Source organism: Longibacter sp., from assembly GCF_051155795.1.
GTDB lineage: Bacteria > Bacteroidota > Rhodothermia > Rhodothermales > Salinibacteraceae > Longibacter.
In genome coordinates this window covers 1-11,468 of sequence record NZ_DAXETW010000102.1, presented here as the reverse complement: position 1 = coordinate 11,468, position 11,468 = coordinate 1, and the positions used below count along the sequence as shown (strand labels likewise).

Here is an 11,468-nt window from a genome sequence, read left to right as displayed (position 1 = left end):
TGCACGAGTCGCTCGATGAGGAAGCTCGGCGCTTTGCTCAGACGATGAACTTTACGCCGGGACGGAAAAATGGAGCGGTCGTACGGACGCGGGTGACACTCCCGCTTCGGTTTGGACTTGAGGAGCAGGAAACAGCGGACACGAATCCACCGGAAACGAAGACGGTTGATGACCTTCCGCGAAAACCGGTGGTTCAGGTGCCGGACCAGATGGCGCGCCTGATCGGCGGGCTGAAAGCGCTGCAAGACGATATCCGGTACCCGCGCGAGGCTCGAAGGAAAGGCATCGAAGGCCAGGTCTTCGTGCAGTTCATCGTGTCGAATGAAGGCGTTCCGACGGACTTGAAGGTGACGCGATCGGTGCATCCGCTCCTCGACAGGGAGGCTATGCGCGCTGTCCGGGAAACCAGGTTTCTACCGGCGTTCAAGGATGGTAAACCCGTAAGGGTCCAGCTCACTCTTCCGATTTCGTTTCACGCGCGACGTAAATGACCGGCGATACCTCGTCACCCTTTCGGTTTGTGTCGATGCGCTTCACGACGATTCGTATACGTCATCAATGAACGTCTTGAACCATGGCGGGCGCGCGATGAGGATATAGGCGGCGACGATCGGCACGATGGGGACCATGAACACGGCAAGGTCCACGAGAATAATGGCCGCGGCGATCGCCCAGATTTTTCCCTGACTCATGGCCGTACTCCGTTTTCGGATTCCGAGAAAAGAAAAACCGAGTGCTCCTCTGACAGCACGGGAGCACTCGGTCGGGTATCTGCGGTGAGGTGACATGGCTTATGCCGTGAGCACCTCCTCGAGGTTCTCCTCATCGTCCGTCTGGTAGGCCTCCATTGGCGGGCAGGCGCAGATGAGGTTTCTATCTCCGAAGGCATCGTCGACGCGGCGGACCGTGGGCCAGAACTTGTCGCTCCGTGTCCATTCGGCGGGGAAGGCGGCGCGTTCCCGGCTGTAGGGGAGGTCCCAGTGATCGCGAGCGATCAGTTCCGCGGTGTGCGGTGCCTGCTTCAGCGGGCTGTGCTCCACATCCACGACGTCCTGCTCGATTTCCTCGATCTCGGTTCGGATCGTGGTCATCGCCTCGCAGAACCGGTCGAGTTCGGCTTTGGACTCGCTTTCCGTCGGCTCCACCATGAGCGTTCCGACGACGGGCCAGGACATGGTCGGTGCGTGGTAGCCGTAGTCCATCAGTCGCTTCGCCACATCCTGTTCGCTGACGTCGATTTCCTTACGGAACGGGCGCAGGTCCAGGATGAACTCGTGGGCCACGCGGCCGTGGTCGCCTCTGTAAACGACGTCGTAGTGGGCCGACAGGCGCTTCGCGATGTAATTGGCGTTCAAGATGGCTGTTTTGGTCGACTCCGTCAGGCCCTCGGCTCCGAGCATCCTGATGTAGGCCCAGGAGATGAGCGTGATGAGCGCCGATCCGTACGGGGCCGCCGACACCGGGGCGATCGACTGCTTGCCGCCGGTCTCCACGATCGGGTGGCCGGGCAAGAAGGGCGAGAGGTGCTCGGCCGTGCAGATCGGTCCGACGCCCGGTCCGCCGCCGCCGTGGGGGATGCTGAACGTTTTGTGCAGGTTCAGGTGGCAGACGTCGACCCCGAATTCGCCCGGCCGGCAGAGTCCGACCTGCGCGTTCATGTTGGCGCCGTCCATGTAGACCTGGCCGCCGTGCCGGTGGACGACGTCGCAGAGCTCCTGGATGTGGTCTTCGAAGACACCGTGGGTGGACGGGTACGTGACCATCAGCGCGGCGAGTTCATCGCTGTGCTTCTCGGCTTTCGCCGTCAGGTCTTCAAGGTCCACGTCTCCGTTCTCGTCGCAGTCGACCGTCACGACCTTCATGCCCGCCATACTTGCCGAGGCCGGGTTGGTGCCGTGAGCCGATTCGGGGATGAGGCAGACGGTGCGGTGGTCGTCGCCGTTGGCGCGGTGGTAAGCGCGGATGACGAGGAGGCCGGCGTATTCGCCTGAGGCGCCCGAGTTGGGTTGGAGGGAGACGCCGTCGAAGCCCGTGATCTCGGCGAGGTCGTTGGAGAGCTCTTCGATCACCACCTGATAGCCCTTCGTCTGCTCTGATGGAGCAAACGGGTGAACGTCCGTGAAGCCCGGCATCGAGATCGGCATCAGCGCCGCCGTCGGGTTGAGCTTCATGGTGCATGAGCCCAGCGGGATCATGCTCTGCGTGAGGGAGAGGTCCCGCCGCGCCAGGCGGTGAATGTAGCGGGTGAGTTCCGTTTCCGACTGGTACTCGTGGAATACCGGGTGCTCCAGGTACGAAGACTCGCGCCGGAGCGGCCCGTCGTAGCCGGACTCGAGGTCGGCGGCGACGTCTTCGGCGTAGAGCTGTTTGCCGTTCGTGGCACCGAAGACGGTGAAGAGCGCGTCGAGGTCTTCCGCCGTCACGGTCTCATCGAGGGAAACGCCGACCGACCCGTCGTCGAAGTACCGGAGGTTGATTTTGTGTGCTTCCGCGGCCTCCCGCACGGCTTCCTGCGTGATCCCGTTCAGCTCCACGCGAATCGTATCGAAGAAGTGGTCGTGCCGGATTTCGTGGCCGGTCTCCTTTAGCCCGTGGGCGAGGACCTTCGTCAGGTCGTGCACGCGGGTGGCGATGTCCTTGAGGCCCTTCGGTCCGTGGTAGACGGCGTACATCGAAGCCATGACGGCGAGCAGGACCTGCGCCGTGCAGATGTTGGACGTAGCGCGACCGCGGCGAATGTGTTGCTCGCGCGTCTGGAGCGCCATACGGAGCGCCATGTCGCCCTCGGCGTCTTTCGACACACCGATCATGCGTCCGGGCACCTGCCGCTTGTGGCGCTCCTTCGTTGCGAAGTAGGCGGCGTGCGGGCCGCCGAAGCCGAGGGGGACGCCGAAGCGCTGCGTGGAGCCGACGGCCACGTCTGCGCCGATCTCGCCGGGAGGGGTGAGCAGCGTGAGTGCGAGAAGATCGGCTGCAACCGTAACGTAGGCATCGTTCTCGTGCGCACGCTCGCAGACGTCGCGGTAGTCTTCGACCGAGCCGCCGGTGGTAGGGTACTGAAGGAGAACGCCAAAGACGTCGTCGTCAAACTCGAACGAGTGGGGGTCGCCGACCACCACGTTCACGCCGATGGGTTCGGCGCGTGCCTGCACGACGCTGATGGTCTGCGGGTGGCAGGATTCCGCGACGAAGAAGGTACGCGACTTCTGGCGTTTGGTGATGCGGTTGAGCATCATCATCGCCTCCGCTGCTGCGGTGGCCTCATCCAGAAGGGAGGCATTCGCGATCTCCAGACCGGTCAGGTCGATGACCATCGTCTGGAAGTTGAGCAGCGCTTCGAGGCGCCCCTGCGCGATCTCGGCCTGATACGGCGTGTACTGTGTGTACCAGGACGGATTTTCCAGGATGTCGCGTTGGATGACGGGCGGCGTAACCGTGCCGCTATACCCCATGCCGATGAACGACCGGTGCGGGTCGTTCTCAGCGGCGAGAGCCTGTGCACGGTCGAGCAGACCGCGTTCGGTGACAGCCGGCGGCAGGTCAAGGGGACGATCCGACCGGATGGCGGCCGGGATGGCTTCATCTACGAGCGCGTCGAGACTGTCGACGCCGAGGGTATCGAGCATCGCCGACACGTCTGCGTCGGACGGTCCGATATGCCGAGACGCAAAACGATCGGTGACGGTGAGGTCGATGGCCATGTCGAAGAACGGTTGGGGCGAAAACCGGGCGGGAGCGGGGACGCTGAAGCGTCGCTTTCAGTCCTATTTGAAAGCGGCGATGTAACGACGCCGTGCGACCGGATGTTCGCGATTTCAACCGAAAGAAACACCTCCCCGGAAGGGGTTTCACTGCGGTTACATGTAGGGAGAGGTTCAAGGTTCAGGGTTCAAGGTTCAAGGTTCAGGGTTCGAGGTTCAGGGTTCGGCGAGATTGCGCCGAGCCGAAGAACCTACGTAGCTGTCTACTTCCCCACCTTCTCACCTCCACATCTTCCGACCGTCACACGGCGGTCAGGCTGGATACCGACCCATGACGACGCTCTGGATGTAGCTTTGGAGGTGGGCGACTTCCGTCTGGGCGTCGCGGGAGACCTGGCGGACACAGTCGCCGATGGAGATGAGCCCTTTCAGTTCGGCGTCCTGGACGACGGGGAGGTGTCTGATTTTTGCCTTCGTCATCACCTGCATGCATTCCTGAACCGTGTTCAGGGGCGACACGGTGAGGACGTTGCGCGTCATTACCTCATCGACGCGGGTCGTACGCGATGTGCGGCCCTCGAGCGCGATGCGACGGAGGTAGTCGCGCTCGGTAAAGATGCCGTGCACGGGCGGCGCGCTGTCCTCGGGATGTGGATTGAGGATGAGCAGGGATCCGACGTTGTTGCTTACCATCACCTCGATCGCCCGGTAGACCGTTGCGTCGGGGCGGACCGTGACGACGTTCTTGCCCTTGGTCGAAAGGATGTCTCGGACGTATGCAGCCATGGGATCGGGAGATCGGGTGTTCGTGAAGAGCGAGAGGCGGTGCTACCGCTGGGTGGAGCGGGAGCCGGGCCAGCGGACCATCATCGGGAGGAACCAGCTGGCGCTGCTGGAGCAGCCGGCGTATCGCTGCCAGGAGCCCGGATGGGTTTTTAAGAAGGCGTCTGCGCAGCCTTCGTGGATCGTGACGGCGGCGCAGCTCTCGGGCGTGCTGTCGGTAGACGTGAGCAGGAGGAGCTGGTCGACGTTGCGAATCTCTTCGTTGCAGTGTTCGCAGGACACGCTGGTGGTGCTGGAGCGACGGGCGGATCGGGAGCGGGTCATGGTATCGGGGGTGGCAGGTGTTCGGTAACGCGAGACCGCGGGAGGTCGACGAGGCCGGGTGGCGCGCCGGGTGGCGCGTCGGGTGGCGAACCGCCGAGGGATCCGGGCGAACGAGGCGAACGCCGGGACGGGATCGTCGGGGTGGGGCAGGCCCCGACGGAATGACACCGAGAGCTTCCCGTGGTACGTTTATAATCACGGTGATCTCCCGCCTCGCCACTGAGGGGACAACTGCTTCGTTGATGTGGGGAGCACCCCCTCCGTTGTGTAGGATGCGTGAAGGGCCGGGTCAGTGTGGGTCCGATAAGGGAGGGCGGGATGGCCGGGGGGCGATGTGCTCCGGAAGCGTTGGGGTGACCGGAGAAAAGGCGCATCCTGGCGAGACCATGCGTCGAGGATGATAACTCGGGGCCACGGACGTGGCGGCTGTGTTGCGTGCCGGAAGGAAATCCGTTACGTTGCGGACCGCTTCACGGACACGGACGCCGCGTACAGGTGTCCCGTCCGGCGCATAACGTGCCTACAGATCATCGAGCAGATCATCGAGACCGAATGGACGACGGACTCATCCCCGCACTGAATGCCCGACTCGAAGAAATGGGAGAGGCAGCCGGCGGGGCGGCGAAATCTCTGCGGGCCGCCTGTCGCGCGCTGGACGAAATCGAAGCGCTGTGCGAGACGCGGGTGCCGGACGATGCCGATGACGAAGCGTTGAATCGGGTGCGGCAAGCCGCCGCACAGGCCGATGTGAGCCTGGAGGCGGTTGCGAGCGAGATCCAGCGCATCGCAGCCGCGATCGACGCCGTGGCCGGTCTCGACGAATAGGTGTCATGCCTTGGTGTCAAGGCCGATGAGCCGGCGGACCGTCGGCACCGGTCCACCCCGTCGTCCTGTCGCGCCCGGCAATCACTCGTCACGGCGGAACGCGATGTCACCGTAATAGGCAACGGCCGACCCGCCCGTATTGTCGGTGTCGGTCATGACGGCAATCCCCGTGACAGCGGGCGGCTCTTCGCCGAAGGCCCGCCGGTAGTCGTCCGCAATATTCCGCCGTTCGGATACCCAGCGGCCCAGGTCCGCCGTCCCGCTCTGGAGCGGCAGCATCATGACCCAGTCTGTGTATGCACTTGGAAAGACCTGGCCGGTGTCGACACGCGTGGCCCAGACGTAGTTCAGCGCACGCGAGGGGACGTCGTCGTAGCCGAGCGCCCTCAGTGCCGTACGCTTGATACGACCGCCGATCCCGAGGTCGTGATCGAATGTGACGTAGATCCTGGCTGCGAAATCATCCCCGTCTTTGGTTCGCGCATTCGCTGCATCCGGTAGATCCTGGACCCGCCATCGCCACTGCAGAACCGGGTACGCCGCCGGATCAATCCGTTTCTCCGTGACGAGGCCGGAGGCTCCGCCATTGCTTCGGGCCTCAAGCACGACCGTGGAGTCGGCCGGTGCCTCGACCAGGTCGTACTCGGTTTGGGTATCGATTTTCCCGAAGGTGATGCGGTCCCATTCGTCCGGGAGGACCTGTTCCCGGGCGCCCGAGGAGAAGTCCCCGACAACCAGACTGTCGGGCAGAAGGACCGTCGCACCCGTGATGGAAACCAGGAAGATGAGAACGAGGCCGCTTCCGAATGAGCGGCGAACGAGGGACGGGGATAGCCTGGTTGGACGCATGACGGTGGGGCGGTTCAAGCGGTTGGGTGACGACCATCGGTAGCGTACGGACGAATGACGGAAGCCACCAGGTCAGGACGTGCTCACCTCGTGCTCAGGCCGAGAGTCTGTAGAGATAACGACCTCTGCTCATTTCGTCTGGTCGAAGGTGGCGATACGTGCGTGTGACACGGGGCCCGCGGTGATGGGGGCGCACCGACGCGAAACGCAGCCCACCGCTGCGGGTACGGCGTACCGGCGCCCGGCACTGATGCCGTTCTGCTCCCAAACGCCGTATGAATGCGACTTGTCGTCGGGTTGACTGTTCGTCGGGCGGACTGTTCGTCGGGTCGACTGTTCGGCGTATGCTCGTGTCCCGGCCCTCACTGACGTTCCCTGCTGCTTATGCCGTCGTTTGCCGATCGCCTTCGTACCGCGCACCAGAGCCGATTCGTTGGACGAGAGGCCGAACTCTCCCAGTTCGAGAATGCCCTCGACGCCGATGTCCCGCCGTTTGCCGTGCTTTTCGTACACGGTCCGGGGGGCGTGGGAAAGACCGCGCTGACGACGGAGATGCGGTATCGCTGCGACGACCGTGACGTCCCCGTCTTTTCCATGGACGCACGAAACGTTGAACCGAGCCCGCAGGCAGTCGAAGATGCGCTCATGCAGGAGGGGCTCGACCTGTCCGACCCGGCCGCGTTGCCGGAGCATCGTGCGGTGCTGTTCGTGGACACGTTTGAGGCCTGGACGCCGCTGTACGAGTGGATTCGGACGGATCTGATTCCGCGCCTGCCCGCATCGCTCCTACTCGTGCTGTCGGGACGTACGCCCCCGCCGGCCTCGTGGCGTTCGGATCTCGGCCTGGAGCCGCTTCTGGCCGTGCGAGCCCTCCGCAACCTGCCGCGGAGGCTCGGCGCGACCTATCTGGAACGCCGGGGCGTCGACGATGCTGTGCGGGATCGCATTCTAACGTTCTCGCATGGGCACCCGCTCGCCCTTTCTCTTGCTGCCGATGCGGCCGTGCAAGGGGACGCGTCGTCGTTCGATCCGATCGAGTCGCCAGACCTGGTCGGCACGCTCGTTCGTCGCTTCCTCGAGCGCGTGCCGACGATCCGGCATCGCCGGGCGGTGGAGGCCTGCTCGCTCGTACGGGTGTGCACGGAACCGCTGCTTATGGCCCTACTGGCGTCGGTTGACGAGGGAAGCGATCATGGGTCCCTGGCACGAGACAGCAGCGGGAATCCGTTGATCGGGGCGCACGATCTGTTTTCCTGGCTGCGGGGCCTGTCCTTTATCGAGACGTCTGCCGAGGGAATTTTCCCCCATGACATCGTACGCTCTGCCGTCACGGCCGACCTGCGATGGCGCGATACCGACACGTTCGACGAACTCCAGCAACGCGCTCGCTCTTTTTACCTGGATGCCCTCGACGACGCGACCACAGCACCGACCGTGCGAGACGACGGCTCGGACGCGGCGCAGGGTATTCTGACGGACTACCTGTTTCTTTTCCGGCAGAATCCGATCGTCCGGCCCTTCTTCCAGCGGCTCCGAGATGAGTGGAACGCCGGGACGCCGCCGGTCCGGGACGGTGCCGATGCATCGGACCGAGAACCCCTCCGTGCAATGGTCACGCGCCACGAGGGCGAGGCCTCCGCGGAATGCTTCGCTTACTGGTGGGATCACGATGCGGCCGAGGTGCACGTTTTTCGGGACGGGGAGCCTGAGCCGGCCGGATTCCTGATGCAGATTGACCTCTCCGCAGTCACCGACGACGACCGTGAGGTCGACCCGGCCGTAGAGGCTGCGTGCCGGTTTCTGGAGAACGAAGCGCCGTTGCGAGAGGGGGAGACCGCCGCCCATTTCCGCTTCTGGATGGCCCGGGACGCCTATCAGGACATCTCGCCCGTTCAGAGCCTGATCTCCGCGTATCGCGTGCGGTATTATCTCTCGACGCCCGGGCTCGCGTACACCTTCATCCCCGTGGCCGAGGCGGACCGGTGGGAGCTCCTCTTCGCGTACGGCGACATGCAGCGGACTCCGGAGGCCGACTTCACCGTCGGGGACGCAGATGTCGCAACGTTCGGGCACGACTGGCGCGTGGTGCCGCCGCAGGCGTGGCTCGATCGCCTCGCAGGGCGAGACCTGTCTCCGATGATGGACGAACCGGAGGCGTCCTCTCCCCGGATGCTCGTGCTGAGTCGAACCGACTTCGATGACGCCGTGAAAGAGGCGTTCAAAGCACATGCCCGCCCGGAGGCGATGCACGGGAATCCGCTCCTCCGCTCGCGACTGATCGCAGAATCCACCGGTCTCGACGCACCGGCAGATGAGCGCATCGAGGTGCTTCGGGCGCGACTCGACGAAGCTGCGTACTCGCTCGACAGCGATCCGACGACGGCGAAGTACTACCGTGCGGTCCGGGCGACCTACTTGAACCCGCAGCCAACGCAGGAGCGAGCGGCCGAACACTTGAACCTGGCTTTTAGCACGTACCGCCGGTATCTCAAGCGGGGCATTCAGCACGTCGCGGACCTGCTGTGGCGCGACGAAATCGGGGATGGCGCGTCCCCGGACGATTAATGCCCTGCCCCACGTCGAATGTAACGAAACAGCACGTGAGCACCCGCTGAGTACGAGGTGAACACGGATTGGCCTGTTCGGCGGCGGCAGGTTTCGGCAGACTGTTCGTGCGTCTTCGATGGAAGGCGTTCGCGAACCTTCTGAACCGATTCCCCGCTCCCATGGACACGACGCACGGTACGCCGCCTGTCTCCTCCGCGCCATCGCCCGATGCTCCTGTTTCTGACTCCTCATCGTCCCCCGAATCGACGGCGCGCACGGCGTCCCGGCGCCGGTTCTTCCAGTACGTCGGAGGCGGCGTCGGCCTCGCTGCTCTGATGACGGCGACCGGGTGCGACAGCGAAGGGGCCATGACGCCGCCGGCGGAGGAACCGGTCGTGCTGGACTTCTCCAGCGATTTCGGCGTGCTCAACTACGCCTACGCCCTCGAGCAACTGGAGGCCGCGTTCTACGCGGAGGCGGCGGCCAACTTTTACGGCGACCCGTCCTCCGTTGAAGGGCGTTATTTCCAGGATCTCGCCGCCCACGAGGCGCTGCACCGCGACTTTCTGGCGGCAGCCATCCCGGAACTCGGAGGAACCGTCATCCCGGGCCTGACGGTCGACTTCAGCAGCGTCGACTTCAGCGATCGCGGCGCCGTGCTGGGGGTGGCGAAAACGCTCGAGGACACCGGGGTCTCCGCCTACAACGGGGCGGGCATCTATCTCCAGAACCCGGACCTGCTCACAATCGCGGGGAAGATCGTCTCCGTCGAAGCTCGGCATGCCGCCTCGGTCCGGTCGATCCTGAACCCGGGATCCGCGGACTTCGCCGGGGATGACGTCGTCGATCCGATGACGGGTCTGGACGTCGCGGTGCCGCCGGCCGAGGTGCTCTCCGCCGTTGCCGGCACCGGGTTCGTGACGACGGAGATTGTCGTCGAGAACGCCTGACGAACCGCCCCTTCTTTTCGCTCGACCCGAATCTGGACCTTTCTTGCTATGAAGATTCTCGATTTCCTTTCTACGACCGATGCGTCGTCCGACGACGTAAATCGGCGATCCGCACTGCGGAAAATCGGTCGCGCGGGGACAGCCCTTGCTGCGGCCGCGGTGCCCTTCGGGCTGGCCAGTCGGCCCACACCGGTGCGTGCGCAGTCGACGCCCGGGCCGGTGGATATTTTAAACTACGCGCTTACGCTCGAATACCTCGAGGCGTCGTTCTACCGCCAGGGGCTGGACGCATCCGTCACCGGCGGGGCGGACCTCATCCAGGGCGATGCCCGCACCGTGTTCGGGAAAATCGCGGACCACGAGGACGCACACGTGACGCTGCTGTCCGACACGATCGACGACCTCGGCGGAACGCCGGTATCGTTCATGGACGACGATTTTGACTTTACCGCAGACGGCGCGTTCGACCCGTTCAACGACTACACCACGTTTCTCCTCCTGTCGCAGGCGTTCGAGGACACCGGCGTCCGAGCCTACAAGGGACAGGCAGGATTTCTCGCCGGGAACGACTTGCTGACGCCTGCGCTCCAGATTCATTCGGTCGAGGCGCGCCACGCCGCAGAGGTGCGCCGGCTCCGCTCGGAGGCAGGGGCTTCCCTGAAACCGTGGATTACGGGCACGCAGACCGGTGGCGCCCCCGAGGCAGTCTACGCCGGGGAAGACAATCTTGTCCAGGGCGGCGTCGATCAGACCACGCTCGGATCGTACACCGTGGCGGAAGCGACGGAAGCCTACGATGAGCCGCTCACCATGGATGAGGTCGCGGGGCCCGACGGGATCGCGACGCCCTTTTTTGCTGGCTAACGGACCGACCCGCCGGGTACAACGGGGTCTTCGGTACCACCGCACGGAGACCTCCCCCTGCGACGTACATACCGCCTCGGTTTCGACACATACCTCACTTCTCCCGGCTTCGCATCTCCTCACCGTTCGCCGGAGGCGCGAACGCTGCGAGTCGGGACGGGACCGTCTTGTCGTCGCGGTCCCGACCGAGAGCACCTGGCCCTTCGGGGTCGGGTGCTCTCGCTGTGTGGGCCGGTTGAACGCGAACACATGTTCTCCGCCCTGGTGCGGGGTTGGCGCCTGGCGGTTGACGAATCAGGAGGGATTGTCCGCCCGTACGATTGAATCCGGATCAAGACGGGCGATCCTCCCCGGCCTGATTACGCCGGGTCATCCACGCCGGGTCATTGTTGGTGGGGGCCAAGAACATATCGCGGTGGTGGCGACACGGGGCGCCACGGGTCAGGCGGAGATGGCCGCTCCAGACCGTATACTATACCCGCTTTCGAATGGATCAACGACTGTTCTACGCTTATGCCTCGACTTCTGCTTTTCAGCGACGTTCACAGCGACCAGCAGGCCTGCCGGCGCCTGGTCCGGCAGGCGAAAGAGGTTGACCTCGTCATCGGTGCGGGCGACTTCTGCA

The 11,468-nt window shown here is 64.3% G+C and carries 10 protein-coding genes; 5 read left to right on the top strand and 5 right to left on the bottom strand.

Annotated elements, in window-relative coordinates; translation table 11 throughout:
- A partial coding sequence (locus ACFCU0_RS10910; protein ID WP_434973704.1) for an energy transducer TonB occupies positions 1 to 491 on the top strand: 491 nt, incomplete at its 5' end.
- Positions 492 to 533: 42 nt separating this feature from the next.
- On the opposite strand, the gene ACFCU0_RS10905 is transcribed toward ACFCU0_RS10910, so the two are convergent.
- From ACFCU0_RS10905 to ACFCU0_RS10890, 4 genes are all read right to left on the bottom strand, one after another.
- Positions 534 to 692: a hypothetical protein gene (locus ACFCU0_RS10905; RefSeq protein ID WP_434973703.1), complete on the bottom strand. Its 159-nt coding sequence runs from the start codon at positions 690 to 692 to the stop codon at positions 534 to 536.
- Between the two features lie 99 nt (positions 693 to 791).
- Complete coding sequence (gcvP, locus tag ACFCU0_RS10900; RefSeq protein ID WP_434973702.1) at positions 792 to 3,701, bottom strand: aminomethyl-transferring glycine dehydrogenase; 2,910 nt, start codon at positions 3,699 to 3,701, stop codon at positions 792 to 794.
- 312 nt (positions 3,702 to 4,013) lie between these two features.
- Positions 4,014 to 4,487, bottom strand: coding sequence for a CBS domain-containing protein (locus tag ACFCU0_RS10895; RefSeq protein WP_434973701.1), 474 nt, complete (start codon positions 4,485 to 4,487; stop codon positions 4,014 to 4,016).
- A 42-nt stretch (positions 4,488 to 4,529) separates the two neighbouring features.
- The gene (locus ACFCU0_RS10890; protein ID WP_434973700.1) at positions 4,530 to 4,808 is read right to left on the bottom strand and encodes a hypothetical protein; all 279 of its coding nucleotides are present in this window, start codon (positions 4,806 to 4,808) and stop codon (positions 4,530 to 4,532) included.
- A gap of 552 nt (positions 4,809 to 5,360) precedes the next feature.
- On the opposite strand from ACFCU0_RS10890, the gene ACFCU0_RS10885 reads away from it, so the two are divergent.
- Positions 5,361 to 5,633 carry a hypothetical protein gene (locus ACFCU0_RS10885; RefSeq protein ID WP_434973699.1) on the top strand — a complete coding sequence of 91 codons (273 nt, stop codon included), beginning with the start codon at positions 5,361 to 5,363 and terminating at the stop codon, positions 5,631 to 5,633.
- Positions 5,634 to 5,714: 81 nt separating this feature from the next.
- On the opposite strand, the gene ACFCU0_RS10880 is transcribed toward ACFCU0_RS10885, so the two are convergent.
- A complete protein-coding gene (locus ACFCU0_RS10880) occupies positions 5,715 to 6,482 on the bottom strand; it encodes a DUF3047 domain-containing protein (RefSeq protein WP_434973698.1) in 768 nt (255 codons plus the stop codon).
- A 384-nt stretch (positions 6,483 to 6,866) separates the two neighbouring features.
- Here ACFCU0_RS10880 and ACFCU0_RS10875 point away from each other — a divergent pair, with 384 nt between their 5' ends.
- The 3 genes from ACFCU0_RS10875 to ACFCU0_RS10865 all read left to right on the top strand — a co-directional run bounded on the left by ACFCU0_RS10875 (position 6,867) and on the right by ACFCU0_RS10865 (position 10,843).
- Positions 6,867 to 9,047 (top strand): AAA family ATPase, encoded by a 2,181-nt coding sequence (locus ACFCU0_RS10875; protein ID WP_434973697.1) that lies wholly within the window; start codon positions 6,867 to 6,869, stop codon positions 9,045 to 9,047.
- Positions 9,048 to 9,208: 161 nt separating this feature from the next.
- Positions 9,209 to 9,979 carry a ferritin-like domain-containing protein gene (locus tag ACFCU0_RS10870; protein ID WP_434973696.1) on the top strand — a complete coding sequence of 257 codons (771 nt, stop codon included), beginning with the start codon at positions 9,209 to 9,211 and terminating at the stop codon, positions 9,977 to 9,979.
- Positions 9,980 to 10,027: 48 nt separating this feature from the next.
- Positions 10,028 to 10,843, top strand: coding sequence for a ferritin-like domain-containing protein (locus ACFCU0_RS10865; protein ID WP_434973695.1), 816 nt, complete (start codon positions 10,028 to 10,030; stop codon positions 10,841 to 10,843).
- Positions 10,844 to 11,468: the final 625 nt, after the last annotated feature.